The sequence below is a fragment of the Sphingomonas echinoides ATCC 14820 genome, from assembly GCF_000241465.1.
In the GTDB taxonomy this organism is placed as follows: domain Bacteria; phylum Pseudomonadota; class Alphaproteobacteria; order Sphingomonadales; family Sphingomonadaceae; genus Sphingomonas; species Sphingomonas echinoides.
This window is the reverse complement of the sequence record NZ_JH584235.1, coordinates 977,256-993,209: the sequence shown is the minus strand read 5'-3', so window position 1 is coordinate 993,209 and position 15,954 is coordinate 977,256. Positions and strand designations below refer to the sequence as shown.

Here is a 15,954-nt window from a genome sequence, read left to right as displayed (position 1 = left end):
TCAGCCTGCGGTGAACACGCCGCAGGCGATCCGCGCGCCGCTATTGCCCGATGGGTCGGTCATCAAATCGTCGGGCTTGGCGTGGACGACGATCGCCGAACCGTCGGTGTCGAGCAGCCCCGCCATCGTCGCGCCGGGCAGCAGTATGCCAATCGTCCCGCGCCCACCCGTGCCGACGATCAGGTTCGGCAAATCGCCTTCATGCGGGCCTTGCGGGTTCATCGATCCGTGCTTGGTGCCGGCCGGGTTCCAATGGCCACCCGCACTTGCGAAATCCGGCGCATCGCAGCGTCCGACGGTGTGGACATGCGCGCCGTGCGTGCCCGGCGTAAGATCGTGCACCTCGAGCGTCAGGCGCAGGCCACCGGCCACTTCGGTTGCGGTGGCGCGGCCGACATCGGCACCATCCGGGGTGCGAATTTGCGCGGTCGCGTGCGCGCCCTGCGCCACCGGCTGGCCGACAGCGACAGCCTCTTGCTTATCGCATCCGGTAAGGCCGATCGCCGCCAATGCGGTTGCCGCGATTACGAATCTACGCATGCGAATCTCCTGTTGCCGCCGTGAGCGGTGCTGGGCGTTAATCGTCCAACGCGCAACCGCTGCCTTCGTTCGGTGCGCCGACGGCGTTTGTCAGACGAACCCCAGATTCCACGTCGAGCTGTTATAATTGCCGATATTGGGCAGCACGGTGCGCATATCGGTTGCGGAAACGCCGAACCAGCTGGCGAGCGTCGAGGCATATTGGTCGACCGCCATGGTCGGCAGCAGGCGGCCCTGGCCGACATCATCGACCGTGCCATTCCCGATCGCCGGTGGCGTCCCGTAGAAGCGCTGTCCCCGCACCGCGTCGCCCATCACGAAATGCATGCTGCCCCAGCCATGATCGGAGCCATCGCTGTTGGACACCAGCGTTCGCCCGAAATCGGAGGCGGTGAAGGTGGTGACCTTGTCGGCCACACCCATCGCGACGGTTGTGTCGTAAAACGCCCGCATCGCATTGGCGAGCAGGCCGGTCTGGGTCGGGTGGTTGGCGACCAGGGCGTCGTGCATGTCCCACCCGCCGAGCGACACGAAGAACACTTGCCGCCGCGCGCCCAGTTGTGACGACACCGAGATCAGCCGCGCGACGATCTTGAGCTGATCGGCGAGGCTGTTGGGCGTGGGAAAGAGCGGGAAATTGGCGGCAGGCGCACTGCCAAGCGCAGTGTTGACCTGCGTGTAAGTGTCGAGCGCGCGCTTGCTGATCTTGGCATGCTCGTTCTGCAGGACGTTGGTCTGCGATGCCGCCATCAACGTGCGCAACGTGCTGGCCGCCGTGGTCGAGCCGAACACGGTGGAGGCATTGTTCAACAGCGCGATCGGCCCGCCCGTGCCGACCGCATATTGGATCGCGGTCTTGCCGGTCAGGAATACCGCGTTGCCGGTAGCATTGATGCAGGTCAGCGTCGCCGAGCCATTGCCGCTTTGCAGCAGATCACCGAGGCGACCGCCCCAGCCGGAGGTCGCCCCCTCCGGATTGGAGGCTTGCCAATAGCTTTGCTGATCGTTGTGGCTGAACAGCTTGGGCGGCAGCGGCACGGAGTTCGCGCTATATTGCGCCTTGGTGGTTGGCTGCACCAGCGTGCCGACATTGAGCGCGACCGCCATCTTCCCGGCATTGAACAGCGGCAGCAGCGGCGAAAGCGTTGGGGCCAAGGCATATTGGCGCCCGCCGGCCAGCGCCGTTACCGGGTTCAACACCGTTGCTGCGAGCGCGGCGCGGTCCAGCGCGATGTTGCTGCGCGCCGCCTGATAGAGCGCGTAGCTCGCCTGGTCATAGGGCGGCAGCGTGTTGGCGTAATCGTTGCCGCCATACAGGAACACGCAGACCAGCGCCTTGTAATCGCTGGTGACCGCCGCTGCCGCCTCTCCGATCGCGGCGAGGCTGGTGACGAACGGCATCGCGCTGCCCGCCAGCCCGAGGGCCGCAGAGCGTTTGAGGAAGGCGCGGCGGGATTGGTCGCTCGTCATGACGCGATCCTCACTTGAAGGTCAGGTAATCGGGCGAGGCCATGGTCAGCAGGATCGCGGTCATCACGCGGTTGCTGGGCCCGGTTGCGCCGGTATTGGCGATGCTGTCGACCGCCGTTTTGATCGCAGTCACGGTCGCGCTGCTCAATTGGCCATTGGCGAGCACGAGGTTGACCTCGTCGATCAACGCCTGGCTGTCCGCCGCGAGCGTCAGGATCGTGGTGTAATCGGCCTTGAAGTCGCCCGTGCCGTTGGCGATCAGCGCCTGCATGTAATTGATATAGGCGACGACGCTCAGTTCATTGGTGATCTGGAATTCCGGCGCGACCAGGCCAGCGCTGGCGATGGCGGTATTGGGCGGGGCATAGCCGGGACGGAAGAAATTGAAGACCGTCGCGCTGTGTCCGATCGATTGGCCCAGCCGCGAATTGGGGTTGGACGTGTCGCCAATCGCCCAGGCGTTTGACGGCGACGTTGCCGAATAGGCCCGTGCCCAACCAACCAGCCGCAACACGGGTTCGCGGAGCTTGCTGGCGGTCGTGCTGGTCAAGGCAGCGGCATCGCGGGCCTCGGTATCGAGCAGGATCGCGCGGATCACGGCCTTCAAGTCACCGCGAACGCCCTTTCCGTTATCGGCGAACACCGCCGACACGCGCCCGATATAGGCAGGGGAGGGGTTGGACGTGACGAGCCGCTGTATCAGTTGCTTGGAGACGAAAGGGGGTACGTTGGGATGCGCAAAGATCGCGTCGAGCGCGAGGTTGACGGCGGCCATCCCTTCGGTCCCCGCCGGGATGGTCGTGCCGAGAAAGGTCGATGCGCCGGTTTCGTGCTGCGCTGCCGTCATGACCAGCGGCACGCGGTAGCGGTCCGGCGTGGTGCTATCGGACGATGCCAAATTTAGCCCGGTGAACACGCGCGCCAACCCTGATACGTCGGCTGGGCCATAGGTTTCGAGCGGTGTCCCGGCGTTGGTTTTGACCGAACCGTCGGGATTGAGCTGATACAGGCCGAGCGTGAACAACTGCATCAGTTCCCGCGCATAATTTTCGTCAGGCTGGGAGCCCGTGCTGGGGTTGGCCTTCCGGTTGCCGAGGAAGGTCAGGAAGGTCGCCATTGCCGCATTGGTGGTAATCGCCCCCATCAGCGTGCGGAAATTGCCAAAGGCATTGTCGAGCAGCACGTCGAAATAGGCCGCGCCGGCAAACTGTTTCCAGTTGAGGTTGAGCGCATCGACGCCGATCACCAACATTTCGGACAGCGCGATGCCGACGCGTTGGCGCAACTGATCGGGCTCGACGATCATCTGTCGCCAGATCGTTTGGTCGAACCCCGAGAGCGAATTGATGAAGGTCGCGGCCGAATAACCGTTGGCGACGAGCCAGTCCCAATGGCTGGTCGCGCGCGGCAGGGCGAATTGCGCGGTCAGCCAGCCATCATAGCTGGCCGACTGCACATTCGCGATCTCTGCCTTGGTCGCCCCGAGCGTCGCCTGGCCCAGAAAGCGGCTGGCGGCGGCCGCTCCGATCGGGGTGGGCGTCGGGGTGGATGGCGTAGGGGTAGGGGATCCGCCGGTCGCGCCGCCACCGCTGCCGCCGTCGCCGCACGCAGCAAGCGCCAGCGTTGTCGCCAGTGCGGCCATCGAAGCGCCTGACAGCGCCACCGGTTTAGCAAATTCAAGAGGGGTTTCGGCTGCAACTACGCGATCGTCCAGGACGAGTGCTTCCTCTGTCACGCTTTTACCCCACTTCACACCGAAGCGCGCCTGCGCGCTTGCGTCGCCCTGCGCTCCTACCAGCAAAGCGAACGCCCCGCCATGATCTATCATAAGGCAATGCAGCGTTAAGGATGGCGGACGGGCGTTGGACCGATCAGCGCGCAACCTTTTTAGGCGCTGGGCGGGGCCTCGTGCCCTTCCCCAAGCTTGCCCTCGCTGCTATCGCCGCTCCCGACTCTTGCATTCGCCCACACTGGGCGCGCCCGCGCGGCTTTTTGCCGCCTCCCCGCCGCGCCCCGTCTAGGCCCCATAGGGAAGGACCCGCTGCATATGACCGCCATTGGCCAGGATACCCTCGGCACTCGCACCACGCTCGACGTGAACGGCGCGCAATATGATTATTTCAGCCTCGCCGCTGCCGCGGAGAAGCTCGGCGATATCAGCCGTCTGCCGTTCTCGATGAAGGTGCTGCTCGAGAATCTGCTGCGCTTTGAGGATGGCGTGACCGTCACCACCGAGGACCTGCAGGCGATCATCGACTGGCAGCAGGAGCGCAAGTCCGACCGCGAAGTCCAGTATCGCCCCGCGCGCGTGCTGATGCAGGATTTCACCGGCGTGCCGTGCGTGGTCGATCTCGCGGCGATGCGCGATGCGATCACCAAGCTTGGTGGCGATGCCGCCAAGATCAACCCGCTGGTGCCGGTGCATCTGGTGATCGATCACTCGGTGATGGTCGACGAATTCGGCACGCCCAAGGCGTTCGAGGATAACGTCGAGCTCGAATATCAGCGCAACAATGAGCGCTACGAGTTCCTGAAATGGGGCTCCAAGGCGCTCGACAATTTCAAGGTCGTACCGCCCGGCACCGGCATCTGCCACCAGGTGAACCTCGAGAACATCGCGCAGGCGGTGTGGTCGTCGGTTTCGCCGGACGGCAAGACGATCGCGTATCCCGACACCTGCGTCGGCACCGACAGCCACACCACGATGGTCAACGGTCTGGGCGTGCTCGGCTGGGGCGTCGGCGGGATCGAGGCGGAAGCCGCGATGCTCGGCCAGCCGGTATCGATGCTGATCCCCGAAGTCGTCGGCTTCAAGCTGACCGGCACGCTTGCCGAGGGCATCACCGCGACCGACCTGGTGCTGACCGTCACGCAGATGCTGCGCGCCAAGGGCGTGGTGGGCCGCTTTGTCGAGTTCTATGGCCCAGGCCTCGATGCGCTGAGCCTCGCTGATCGCGCAACGATCGCCAACATGGCACCGGAATATGGCGCGACCTGCGGCTTCTTCCCGATCGATGACGCAACGCTCACCTATCTGCGCCTGACCGGCCGCAGCGATGAGCAGATCGCGCTGGTCGAGGCCTATGCCAAGGCGCAGGGCATGTGGCGTCTGGCGGATGCGCCGGACCCCGTGTTCACCGACACGCTCGAACTGGATATGTCGAGCGTCGTGCCGTCGCTCGCTGGCCCCAAGCGCCCGCAGGACAAGGTCATCCTCACCGAGGTCGATGACACCTTCAACGCCGATCTCGCCAAGGTTTACAGCCACGCCAGCGCCAAGCGCGTTCCAGTCGAAGGCCGTGACCACGATATCGGCGATGGCGACGTGGTGATCGCCGCCATTACGAGCTGCACCAACACCTCCAACCCGTCGGTGCTGGTCGCCGCTGGTCTGGTCGCGCGCAAGGCCAATGCGTATGGCTTGAAGCCCAAGCCATGGGTGAAGACGTCGCTGGCACCCGGTTCGCAGGTCGTGACCGACTATCTCGACAAGGCTGGCCTGACCGAAGACCTCAACGCGGTTGGCTTCAACCTGGTCGGCTATGGCTGCACCACCTGCATCGGCAATTCGGGCCCGCTCGCTGCGCCGATTTCGGCGGCGATCAACGGCAATGACATCGTCGCTGCCTCGGTGCTGTCGGGCAACCGCAACTTCGAGGGCCGCGTGAGCCCCGACGTGCGCGCCAACTTCCTGGCTTCGCCGCCGCTGGTCGTGGCGTACGCGCTCAAGGGCACGGTGACCGAGGACTTCACCACCACCCCGATCGGCCAGGCGACCGATGGCACCGACGTGTACCTCAAGGACATCTGGCCGACCAACGCCGAAGTCCGCGAAGTGATGGACGCCAACATCGACCGCGGCATGTTCCAGTCGCGCTACGCCAGCGTCTTCCTCGGCGACAAGAAGTGGCAAGCGATCGACGTGGTCGGCTCCGACACCTATGCGTGGCCGCCCGCATCGACCTACATCGCCAACCCGCCTTATTTCGAGGGCATGTCGATGACTCCGGCACCGGTGCAGGATATCGTCGAGGCGCGTCCGCTCGCCATCCTGGGCGATTCGATCACCACCGACCACATTTCGCCGGCCGGTTCGATCAAGGCCGACAGCCCCGCTGGTGCATGGCTGATGGAGCGTCAGGTCGCGCGCGCCGACTTCAACTCCTATGGCGCACGTCGCGGCAACGACAATGTCATGGTGCGCGGCACCTTTGCCAACATCCGCATCAAGAATGAGATGGTCCCCGGCGTCGAGGGCGGCATGTCCTCGTATAAGGGCGAGACGATGCCGATCTATGATGCGGCGATGCGCTTCAAGGCGGACGGCGTTCCGCTGATCGTCATCGCGGGCAAGGAATATGGCACCGGCTCGTCGCGTGACTGGGCGGCGAAGGGCACCAATCTGCTCGGCGTGCGCGTCGTCATCACCGAGAGCTTCGAGCGCATTCACCGCTCGAACCTGGTCGGCATGGGCGTGCTGCCGCTGCAGTTCGCCGAAGGTGTCGACCGCAAGACCTTGAAGCTCGACGGTTCGGAAAGCTTCACGATCATGAAGGTTGCAGACATCCGTCCGCGCCAGGATGTCGAGGTCACGCTGACTCGCGCCGACGGCACGGTCGAAACCTTCCTGACGCGTTGCCGGATCGATACCGTCAACGAGCTGGAATATTTCCTCAATGGCGGCATTCTGCAGTACGTGCTGCGCAAGCTGGCGGCGTAATGCCGCTGCTGTCGTGACGACGGCGATCGAAGGGATTGGATGGGCAGCGGCGCTGCTCATCCTCGCTTCCTATCTGCTGGTTTCGACCGGCAAACTGTCCGGCCAGTCGGCGGCGTTTCAGTGGATGAACCTCGTCGGTGCGGCCGGATTTGTTTTGAACAGCGGCTGGCATGGCGCGTGGCCCTCAACCACGCTCAACGTGGCATGGGCAGCGATCGGGATTGTTACGCTTTTGCGGCTGTGGCGCAGCGCCCGCCTTGGTGCCTGAACAGGAAATGCCCGCCACGCATGTGCGTGGCGGGCATCCTTTCCTCCCCAGGAAACTCTCAAGCCTCTGCGAACGGTCGAGCTTTTGACAAGCTGCCGATCCGTTGACGGCGCAATAGAGAGGAAAGGATCACGCCGAACAGGGGGTATGAGGGCACCATTCGGTAAAGGCGTTACTTATATGCGCGAACTTGAAGTTTGCTTGTAAATATATGACAAGCTGCGGCACTATGGGTGGTGGCGCTTCACACGCCGCATCGTCAGGGGCGTAGAGAGCATGGCCGATCGCAAACTGTTCGCTGGGCACGCCATTCGTCGTTTGCGGCGACAGGCGGGATTGACGCAGGCGGCCATGGCCGAAATGCTGACGATCAGCCCGAGCTACCTCAATCTCGTCGAGAAAAATCAACGACCGTTATCGGCATCGTTGATCGTCAAGCTGGCGGAGAGTTTCGATTTCGACCCGCGGGCGCTGGCGGCGGGGGAACCTGGTGGGGGGGAGGCTGCGCTGCGGCGACGGCTCGCCGACCCGATGTTCGCCGACCTGGAAATCGACCGCAACGAAATCGAGGAATGGCTGGCGGGCGCGCCGGGCGGAGCGGAAGCGTTTGCGCGCGCGTTCGACAGGATCGGGGCGGCGGGCTCGGCCGAGGCGGGGGCGGCGGATCCGATTGCCGAGGTTCGCCGCGAAATCGAGCGGTGGCGCGGGCATTTCGCCGATCTGGACGCACTGGCGGAGGGGCTCGCCGATGAATTGCGGCTGGGCGCGGGCGACCTCTATGGTGCCATTGCCGAGCGGTTGCGGGTGAAACACCAACTCACGATTCGTGTGCTGCCGGTGGATGTCATGCCCGATCTGCTCCGCCGCACCGATCTCCACGCGCGGCAGTTGCAGCTTTCCGAAATGCTCGACCCGGCGTCGCGGGTCTTCGGTGCGGCCTATCAACTCGCCCAGATCGAGGCGCGGGGTGAAATCGATGGGTTGGCCAAGGGGGCGGGCTTTACCGATCGCGACGCGGAGCGCCTGTATCGCCGCCACCTCGCCAGCTATTTCGCGGCGGCTTTGATGATGCCCTATGCCCGCTTCCTGCGCGCGTGCGAAGCGACCGGGTACGATATCGAGCTTCTGCAACGCCGCTTTGGCGCGGGCTTTGAACAAGTCGCGCATCGGCTGACCACTTTGCAACGCATTGGTGCCCGCGGACTGCCGTTTTTTCTGGTGCGGATCGATCGCGCCGGGCAGGTGTCAAAGCGCTTCTCCGGCGCGAGCGGCTCGCCGCTGGCGGAGTCGGAGGGGCGCTGTCCGTTGTGGCGGTTGCATGCCGCTTTCGATCGACCGGGAGTACTGGCGGTGCAATTGATCGAGTTGGAAGGCGGTGCACGCTGGTTGACCATGGCGCGAACCGTAACCCCGCAGGGGCGGCGCTATGGCGCGGTGCCGGCAGAATTCGCGGTTGGGCTGGGCGTTGCGGCGGAACATGCCGGAACGCTGGTGGTCGCGCGGGGGCTGGATTTGAAGGGCGAGGCGACGCCGATCGGACTGGGCTGCAGAGCGTGTGGGCGGAGCGGCTGTCCGCAGCGGTCTCTGCCGCCGGTCGGTCGCGCGCTGGCGATCAACGAGCGTGAGCGCGGGGTAAGCGCGTTTACTTTTGGGGGGGATTAAGACGCGATCATGGGGAAGGCGGAAAGCGATTTCGGGGCCGTCGCGCCGATACGGATGGTGACCCGTTTTTTAGCCGAAATGCAGACAACGATTGTCCTGGCCGGGCTTCGCGCGTTCGACGGTGATCTCGACCGGTTCGTGGTCTTCACCTTGATCACGCGGCAAAGTTCGTCAACGCCGATCGATGGCATGGACGTCGCTGCCGACCCGCCCGAATCCCGCGCGATCTCGATCAATTCCTTGGCTGCATCACTGTCCCGTCCGTTCGAGACCGTGCGCCGCCACGTCAATGCATTGATCGCGCAGGAGGTGGTGGCGCGCACGCCCAGCGGCGTGGTCGCGCTTGCCAGCGGCTTGCAGCGCCCGGAAATGATCGAGATGTCGATGACGGCGCACGACGCCTTCGTGCGGCTGGTCGAGGATTTGCAGCGCTTCGATTTGCCGATGCCGCCGCAGCGGAACACGAGCGCCTATCATCCGGCGGTCGGTGTCCGCGCCGCGGCCGACATCATGCTCGCCGTGGCCGATAACAATCGCGGGTTGCACCAGGAATGGATCAACCTGGTGCTCTATTCGACCATCCTGTGTGCGAACACGCGCAGCTACACCTACGATCCGGTGTTGGCGCGGCGTTATGCTGACCAATTCGCCGTGCCGCCCGACTCGTTGCGACGCCCGCTGCGGGTGAGCGCGCTCGCGCGAACGCTGCGACTTCCCTACGCCACGGTGCAACGCCGTGCGGAAAAGCTGGTGGCGGATGGCCGCGTGGAAAAGGTGCGCGGCGGTTTGCGGGTTTCGGAAGAATGGCTCAATCTGCCGACCAGCGTCACGGTGAGTACCATCAGCTATCAAAATATCCGGCGCATTTTGGCGGCAGCGACGGCGGCGGGTTTCCCGATCGCCAGCCCCGAACAAGCCTATTTGCGAGGACGGCCTGCGCCGAGCGTGATTCACGAGCGCCCCTGACTTAGGGTTTGTGAATATATTTCATATTAACAAAAATATGCCTCATCGATTGACAGAGATACCCCAATTATCGGCGATTTTGCGTCACAAAGTTCTGTAAACTTGCCTACATCCTTGCCATCGCAGCCGATGAGGATGTTCGCCGTGACCTACCAGACCGCCATCGCCCAAACCGCCAAACTGATCCAGAGCCAGAACGGCACCTGGGACGGCATCGACGCCGAAAGCGTCGCGCGGATGCGGGTGCAGAACCGTTTCCAGACCGGCCTCGACATTGCGCGCTACACCGCCGCGATCATGCGTCGCGACATGGCGGCCTATGATGCCGATCCGGCCAAGTACACGCAGTCGCTCGGTTGCTGGCACGGCTTCATTGGTCAGCAGAAGATGATCAGCATCAAGAAGCATTTCGGCTCGACCGAGCGCCGCTATCTCTATCTTTCGGGGTGGATGGTTGCCGCGTTGCGCAGCGAATTCGGCCCGCTGCCCGACCAGTCGATGCATGAAAAGACCAGCGTTCCGGCGCTAATCGAGGAGCTCTACACCTTCCTGCGCCAGGCCGATGCGCGCGAACTCGGCATGATGTTCCGGGAGCTTGATGCCGCGCGGGCGTCCGGCAATGCGATCGAGGAGCAGCGTTTGCTCAACGCGATCGACGGCTATCAGACGCATGTCGTGCCGATCATCGCCGATATCGATGCGGGCTTCGGCAATGCCGAGGCGACGTACCTGCTCGCCAAGAAAATGATCGAAGCGGGCGCGTGCGCCTTGCAGATCGAGAATCAGGTCTCGGATGAAAAGCAATGCGGTCATCAGGACGGCAAGGTGACCGTGCCGCATGAGGACTTCCTCGCCAAGGTTCGTGCCTGCCGTTACGCCTTCCTGGAACTCGGCGTTGAGGACGGGATCATCGTGACGCGCACCGACTCGCTGGGCGCTGGGCTGACCAAGCAGATCGCCGTGTCGAAGGAGCCGGGCGATCTCGGCGACCAGTATAACAGCTTCCTCGATTGCGAGGAGATCGACTCCGCCACCGCGCGCAATGGCGATGTCATCCTCAACCGCGATGGCAAATTGCTGCGGCCCAAGCGCTTGCCGTCCAACCTGTTCCAGTTCCGCGCCGGAACCGGCGAGGACCGCTGCGTGCTCGACTGCATCACTTCGCTCCAGCATGGCGCGGACTTGCTATGGATCGAGACCGAGAAGCCGCACATCGCGCAGATTGCGGGCATGGTCGACCGCATTCGCGAAGTCGTGCCCAATGCCAAGCTGGTGTACAACAACTCACCTTCGTTCAACTGGACGCTCAACTTCCGCCAGCAAGTGTTTGATGCCTGGGCGGGCGAGGGCAAGGATGTCTCCGCCTATGATCGCGCGAAGCTGATGTCGGTCGATTATGACGCCACGCCGCTGGCCGAGGAAGCCGATGAGCGCATCCGCACCTTCCAGAAGGATGCTGCGGCGCGCGCCGGGATCTTCCATCACCTGATCACACTGCCGACCTATCACACGGCGGCGCTGTCGACCGACAATCTCGCCAAGGAGTATTTCGGCGAGGCGGGGATGCTGGGGTATGTGAAGGGCGTGCAGCGCAAGGAAATCCGCGAGGGGATCGCCTGTGTGAAGCACCAGAACATGTCTGGCTCGGACATTGGTGACGACCACAAGGAGTATTTTGCGGGTGAGGCGGCGTTGAAGGCCGGTGGGGCGCACAACACGATGAACCAGTTCGCGGCCTGACGCAGCAGGCGGAGCAAAGCTCCGCCGCGCCCGCGGGGGGGCCCGGCCGGCGGGGCCCGCAGCCCCGTCCGACGACGCGGCTTTGCCGCGGCGGGCTTCTACCCTTCCGTCATGCAGGGCTCGTCCCGGCATCCACCCCGCCACGGATTTGTGAACCGTTATCCGCGCGCAGCGGTGGACCCCGGCACAAGGCCGGGGTGACGGTGGTGGGGTGGGCTCACACCCCGGCGTTGGTCAGCCGGTCGATCTGGTCGGTGCTGAGCGTCAAATCCATCGCGCTCAGCAATTCCTCGACCTGGGCCACGCTGGTGGCACTCGCGATTGGCGCGGTGACGCCGGGCTGGGCGGCGAGCCACGCCAGCGCAATTTGCGCGAGCGAGGCACCGCTTTCCTCGGCAATCGCATCCATCGCAGCGAGCACGGCGGGGCCGGTGCCGTCCATGAACGCCTGCATCCGCCCGCCGCGCACGCTTTTGCCGAAATCGGCGGCGCTGCGATATTTGCCGGTGAGATAGCCCGAGGCGAGGCCATAATAGGGCACCACGCCGATATTATGCTCGACGCAATAATCCTGGAGCTGCCCTTCGAATTTGTGGCGGCTGACCAGATTATATTCGGGTTGCAGCACATGATAATGCGGCAAGCCCTGCGCGGTGGCGGCGTCATTGGCGGATTTCAGCCGCGCCGCGTGGAAGTTGGAGGCACCCAGGGCACGCACCTTGCCCGCGTCGATCAGCTTGGCGAAGGCCGCGAGCGCATCTTCCTGCGCCACGGCATCGTCATCCTGATGCGCCAAATAGAGGTCGATCGTGTCGACGCCCAGCCGCTGGAGCGAGGCGTCGCATGCCGCAGCGATGCGCGCAGGGGCGAGTTTCTCGCCGCCTTCGCCCGGCAGCATGCCGACCTTGGTGGCGATCTGCACCTGATCGCGCTTGCCGCTGGCCTTGAGCCAGGCACCGATTACGCTTTCCGATTCCCCGCCTTTATGGCCGGGTGCCCAGGCCGAATAGACGTCGGCGGTATCGATCATCGTGCCGCCACCGGCCACGAACGCGTCGAGCACGGCAAAGCTAGTGTCCCGGTCCGCTGTCCAGCCGAACACGTTTCCGCCCAATATCAGCGGCGCGATATGGAACTCGGTCGCGCCAAGGCGGCGTAAAGTCGTCATGATCAATGGTCCTCGGAATCGGTTTCGTTGCCGCCTTCGTCGTCATCGACGATGATCGCGGCATTGGCATCGGCGCTGTTGGCCTCGAGCGAGGCGGCGGCAGTGTCGAGCGCCTTGTCCTCCGCTGCGGTCGCGCCAGAGGAAGATTTGCCCGAGCAAGCCGCCAGCAACAGCAGCGCGAAAAGCAAGGGCGTCCGCATCAGTCCTGGATCTCGTTGCCGACGTCCTTCAGCGCGGCACCGGTCTTGTCGGCGACCCGGTCGGCCTTGTTGCCGAGCACCGCGCCCGCATTGTCGATCCGCGATTCGGCGGCACCGAGTGCGGCGTCGGTATCGTCGACAGCCTGCGCTGCGGTCGCATTGGCATCGGCAGCAACGGCGTTTGCCGCTTCGGAGACCTCATTCTGTGCCTTTGGGCTGCAGCCGGATACGCCGAATGCGAGGAGAGCAGCCAGTGGCAGAATGGCGAGCGACTTGGTCATTATGGGTACCCTTGGCTTTCGGAAGATATACGGCGACGGTAAAGGATGGGCGGTGCCCCTTCAACTCCATGCGGCCGATCTTGTTGCACGCAAACCGTTCTAGGAGGGCGGGGCGCTGTAGGGGCGCGGGGCTGACGGAAAGGCGGAACGGTCCGAAGCGCGTTGACCTCATATAAAGATATCTTTATATGTTGCCGCCAATGACCATCGCTCTCGAAATCTTTCGCGCGCTTGCCGACGCGACCCGGCTGCGCATCGTCGCCCTGCTGCGCTCGATGGAGCTGTCGGTTGGCGAATTGGCGCAGGTCCTCGGGCAAAGCCAGCCGCGCGTCAGCCGCCATGTCAAAATCCTGTGCGATGCCGGTCTGGCCGAGCGCCGCAAGGAGGGCAGTTGGGTGTTCGTGGCGTTGGGCGGCGGCACCACGGTCGGCCCGGTGCTGGAGGCGCTGGATTCGTGGGCGGCGCTTCAGCCCGACCATTGGGCGGTGGCCGATTCCGCGCGACTGGCGGCGGTGCGTGCCGATCGCGCTGCCTCGGCGGCTTTGTGGTTCGAGGCCAATGCGGGACAGTGGGACGCGATCCGCTCGCTTCACATTGCCGAAAGCGAAGTCGAGGCAGCGATTTCGGCGGTGCTGGGCGAGGCACCGATCGGTCAGTTGATCGACATCGGCACCGGCACCGGGCGGATGCTGGAACTGTTTGCGGGACGGGCCGAGCAGGCGCTGGGCATCGATCGCTCGTCCGAAATGCTGCGGCTGGCGCGCGCGAAATTGTCCGAGCGGGGGTTGGATAATACGGAATTGCGGCAGGCCGATCTCTATGCGCTTCCCTTGGGCGACGGTGCGGCGGACGTGGCGATCGTGCATCATGTGCTGCACTTCGCACAGCAGCCGGGGGCGGCGATCGCCGAGGCGGCGCGGGTGCTGAAGGCGGGCGGGCGTTTGCTGATCGCGGATTTCGCGGCGCACGACCGCGAGGAGTTGCGGACGAAGGACGGGCATACCCGCCTGGGCTTTGCCGATGAACAAATGGCGACATGGTTCGCCGCCGCCGATCTCGCGCCCGAGCGGACCGAGCGGCTCGAAGGCGGGGAACTGACGGTGAAATTATGGCTCGCGCGCAAACGCGATGCCCAGCGTTCCGGGATACACAAGGCGATGGCGGCATGACGATTTCGGTGAACCAGCTCGAGGAGGCGCGGCGCGCGCTCGAGGCCCCGCTGTTCGCGGATCTGGCGGGCGATGCGGCGGTGTCGTTCGAATTCTTCCCGCCCAAGACCGAGAAGATGGAAGAGGCTTTGTGGGAAACGGTGCGCACGCTGGAGCCGTTCGCGCCCAGCTTCGTCTCGGTCACCTATGGCGCGGGCGGCACCACACGCGACCGCACGCACGCCACCGTCGCGCGCATCCAGCGCGAGACGAGCATGGGCGCGGCGGCGCATCTGACCTGCGTCGAAGCCTCGCGCGCCGAGATTGACGAGATTGCCGAGCAGTATTGGGCGGCAGGCGTGCGCCATATCGTCGCGCTGCGCGGCGATGCGCCGGGGGCAGGGGGCTTCGTCCCGCATCCCGAGGGTTATACCAATGCTGCCGATCTGGTGGCTGGCCTGAAGCGCCTCCACCCGTTCGAGATTTCGGTCGCGGCTTACCCCGAATGCCACCCGGATTCGCGCGACCAGGCCGATGACCTCGACAATCTCAAGCGCAAGCTGGATGCAGGCGCAACGCGCGGGATCACGCAATTCTTCTTCGAGCCCGAAACCTTCTTCCGCTTCCGCGATCGCGCGGCGGCGGCCGGGATTTCGGCGGAGATGGTGCCCGGCATCATGCCCGTCACCAATTTCCAGAGCATCGTGCGCATGTCGGCGATGTGCGGCACGGTGGTGCCGCCGTGGATGGGGCGCCTGTTCGAGGGGCTGGACGACCATCCCGCCAGCCGCCAGCTGATCGCCGCCACGCTCGCCGCCGAACTGTGCCGCAAGCTGTATGCAGGCGATGTGCGCCATTTCCATTTCTACACGCTCAACCGCGCCGAGCTGAGCTTTGCTATATGTCATCTATTGGGCCTGCGCGCGAAGGCCGTGGCGACGGCAGAGGCGGCGTAACACATTCCCCTCCCGCTTGCGGGAGGGGTTAGGGGAGGGCCTGTGAGGTCCCTCCCGAGACATTCCCTCCCCCTACCCCTCCCGCAAGCGGGAGGGGAGAAGGATTAGAAGATGACCGCACGAGAAACCCTGTTGGCCGAAGCGGCCAAGCGCATCCTCATCACCGATGGCGCGTTCGGCACCGAAATCCAGAATTGGAAGCTATCCGAGGCGGATTATGCTGGCGACCTGGGCCTGACCAAGGACCAGAAGGGCAATAACGACATCCTCGCGCTGACCAAGCCAGCGGTGCCCGAGGCGATCCACCGTGCCTATTTCGAGGCGGGGGCGGACATTGCCGAGACCAACACCTTCTCGGCCAACCGCATCAGCCAGGCGGATTATGCCGCCGAGCATCTGGTGCGCGAGATCAATGTCGAGAGCGCGCGGCTCGCGCGGCGGCTGGCGGATGAATATCAGGCCAAGGACGGCCGCCCGCGCTTTGTTGCAGGGGCCGTCGGACCGACCAACAAGACGCTGTCGCTCAGCCCCGACGTCAACGATCCGGGTTTCCGCGAGATCGACTTTGATTATCTCAAAGGCGTGTACCGCGAACAGACCGATGCGCTGATCGAGGGCGGGGCGGACTTCATCCTGGTCGAGACGGTGTTCGACACGCTGAACGCCAAGGCCGCGATCATGGCGGCGCTGGAAGCGGGCGAGGCGCTGGGGCGCGACGTGCCGATCATGCTGTCGATGACGCTGACCGATCTGTCAGGCCGCAATTTGTCGGGGCATACGGTCGAGGCGTTCTGGCACGCCGTGCGCCATGCCAAGCCGGTGACGATCGGGCTCA

Annotated in this window: 14 protein-coding genes; 8 read left to right on the top strand and 6 right to left on the bottom strand. The window is 64.4% G+C overall.

Features of this window, described 5'->3' with window-relative positions:
• The 3 genes from ON00_RS04635 to ON00_RS04625 all read right to left on the bottom strand — a co-directional run bounded on the left by ON00_RS04635 (nt 1) and on the right by ON00_RS04625 (nt 3,652).
• Nucleotides 1-540 (bottom strand): superoxide dismutase family protein, encoded by a 540-nt coding sequence (locus ON00_RS04635; protein ID WP_010403533.1) that lies wholly within the window; start codon nt 538-540, stop codon nt 1-3.
• A gap of 90 nt (nt 541-630) precedes the next feature.
• Nucleotides 631-2,010, bottom strand: coding sequence for a DUF1501 domain-containing protein (locus tag ON00_RS04630; RefSeq protein ID WP_010403532.1), 1,380 nt, complete (start codon nt 2,008-2,010; stop codon nt 631-633).
• Between the two features lie 10 nt (nt 2,011-2,020).
• Nucleotides 2,021-3,652: a DUF1800 domain-containing protein gene (locus ON00_RS04625; RefSeq protein ID WP_154651401.1), complete on the bottom strand. Its 1,632-nt coding sequence runs from the start codon at nt 3,650-3,652 to the stop codon at nt 2,021-2,023.
• Between the two features lie 405 nt (nt 3,653-4,057).
• On the opposite strand from ON00_RS04625, the gene acnA reads away from it, so the two are divergent.
• The 5 genes from acnA to ON00_RS04600 all read left to right on the top strand — a co-directional run bounded on the left by acnA (nt 4,058) and on the right by ON00_RS04600 (nt 11,366).
• Nucleotides 4,058-6,730 (top strand): aconitate hydratase AcnA, encoded by a 2,673-nt coding sequence (acnA, locus tag ON00_RS04620; protein WP_010403530.1) that lies wholly within the window; start codon nt 4,058-4,060, stop codon nt 6,728-6,730.
• A gap of 13 nt (nt 6,731-6,743) precedes the next feature.
• Nucleotides 6,744-6,998 carry a CBU_0592 family membrane protein gene (locus ON00_RS04615; RefSeq protein ID WP_010403529.1) on the top strand — a complete coding sequence of 85 codons (255 nt, stop codon included), beginning with the start codon at nt 6,744-6,746 and terminating at the stop codon, nt 6,996-6,998.
• Between the two features lie 276 nt (nt 6,999-7,274).
• The gene (locus tag ON00_RS04610; protein WP_010403528.1) at nt 7,275-8,660 is read left to right on the top strand and encodes a helix-turn-helix domain-containing protein; all 1,386 of its coding nucleotides are present in this window, start codon (nt 7,275-7,277) and stop codon (nt 8,658-8,660) included.
• A gap of 57 nt (nt 8,661-8,717) precedes the next feature.
• Nucleotides 8,718-9,626: a hypothetical protein gene (locus tag ON00_RS04605; protein WP_169313316.1), complete on the top strand. Its 909-nt coding sequence runs from the start codon at nt 8,718-8,720 to the stop codon at nt 9,624-9,626.
• A gap of 144 nt (nt 9,627-9,770) precedes the next feature.
• Nucleotides 9,771-11,366 carry an isocitrate lyase gene (locus ON00_RS04600; protein ID WP_010403524.1) on the top strand — a complete coding sequence of 532 codons (1,596 nt, stop codon included), beginning with the start codon at nt 9,771-9,773 and terminating at the stop codon, nt 11,364-11,366.
• Between the two features lie 217 nt (nt 11,367-11,583).
• On the opposite strand, the gene ON00_RS04595 is transcribed toward ON00_RS04600, so the two are convergent.
• From ON00_RS04595 to ON00_RS04585, 3 genes are read right to left on the bottom strand one after another with little or no spacing between them, the layout of a single operon-like run.
• A complete protein-coding gene (locus ON00_RS04595) occupies nt 11,584-12,534 on the bottom strand; it encodes an aldo/keto reductase (RefSeq protein WP_010403522.1) in 951 nt (316 codons plus the stop codon).
• A gap of 2 nt (nt 12,535-12,536) precedes the next feature.
• Nucleotides 12,537-12,734, bottom strand: coding sequence for a hypothetical protein (locus tag ON00_RS04590; protein ID WP_010403521.1), 198 nt, complete (start codon nt 12,732-12,734; stop codon nt 12,537-12,539).
• Nucleotides 12,734-13,015 carry a hypothetical protein gene (locus tag ON00_RS04585; protein WP_010403519.1) on the bottom strand — a complete coding sequence of 94 codons (282 nt, stop codon included), beginning with the start codon at nt 13,013-13,015 and terminating at the stop codon, nt 12,734-12,736. Before ON00_RS04585 ends, ON00_RS04590 begins: the two co-directional genes overlap by 1 nt.
• A gap of 200 nt (nt 13,016-13,215) precedes the next feature.
• Here ON00_RS04585 and ON00_RS04580 point away from each other — a divergent pair, with 200 nt between their 5' ends.
• The 3 genes from ON00_RS04580 to ON00_RS04570 form a co-directional block, all read left to right on the top strand.
• A complete protein-coding gene (locus tag ON00_RS04580; protein WP_029622436.1) occupies nt 13,216-14,184 on the top strand; it encodes an ArsR/SmtB family transcription factor in 969 nt (322 codons plus the stop codon).
• Nucleotides 14,181-15,119: a methylenetetrahydrofolate reductase [NAD(P)H] gene (metF, locus tag ON00_RS04575; RefSeq protein WP_010403514.1), complete on the top strand. Its 939-nt coding sequence runs from the start codon at nt 14,181-14,183 to the stop codon at nt 15,117-15,119. The genes ON00_RS04580 and metF overlap by 4 nt, the downstream gene beginning before the upstream one ends.
• A gap of 111 nt (nt 15,120-15,230) precedes the next feature.
• Nucleotides 15,231-15,954, top strand: a 724-nt coding sequence (locus tag ON00_RS04570) for a homocysteine S-methyltransferase family protein (protein WP_010403512.1), incomplete at its 3' end; no start/stop codon positions are given.

What these genes read in the sequence shown, in the direction of transcription:
- ON00_RS04635 (WP_010403533.1), bottom strand. Translation starts at nt 540, where the DNA reads ATGCGTAGATTCGTAATCGCGGCAACCGCATTGGCGGCGATCGGCCTT.
- ON00_RS04630 (WP_010403532.1), bottom strand. Translation starts at nt 2,010, where the DNA reads ATGACGAGCGACCAATCCCGCCGCGCCTTCCTCAAACGCTCTGCGGCC.
- ON00_RS04625 (WP_154651401.1), bottom strand. Translation starts at nt 3,652, where the DNA reads ATGGCCGCACTGGCGACAACGCTGGCGCTTGCTGCGTGCGGCGACGGC.
- acnA (WP_010403530.1), top strand. Translation starts at nt 4,058, where the DNA reads ATGACCGCCATTGGCCAGGATACCCTCGGCACTCGCACCACGCTCGAC.
- ON00_RS04610 (WP_010403528.1), top strand. Translation starts at nt 7,275, where the DNA reads ATGGCCGATCGCAAACTGTTCGCTGGGCACGCCATTCGTCGTTTGCGG.
- ON00_RS04595 (WP_010403522.1), bottom strand. Translation starts at nt 12,534, where the DNA reads ATGACGACTTTACGCCGCCTTGGCGCGACCGAGTTCCATATCGCGCCG.
- ON00_RS04590 (WP_010403521.1), bottom strand. Translation starts at nt 12,734, where the DNA reads ATGCGGACGCCCTTGCTTTTCGCGCTGCTGTTGCTGGCGGCTTGCTCG.
- ON00_RS04585 (WP_010403519.1), bottom strand. Translation starts at nt 13,015, where the DNA reads ATGACCAAGTCGCTCGCCATTCTGCCACTGGCTGCTCTCCTCGCATTC.
- ON00_RS04580 (WP_029622436.1), top strand. Translation starts at nt 13,216, where the DNA reads ATGACCATCGCTCTCGAAATCTTTCGCGCGCTTGCCGACGCGACCCGG.
- metF (WP_010403514.1), top strand. Translation starts at nt 14,181, where the DNA reads ATGACGATTTCGGTGAACCAGCTCGAGGAGGCGCGGCGCGCGCTCGAG.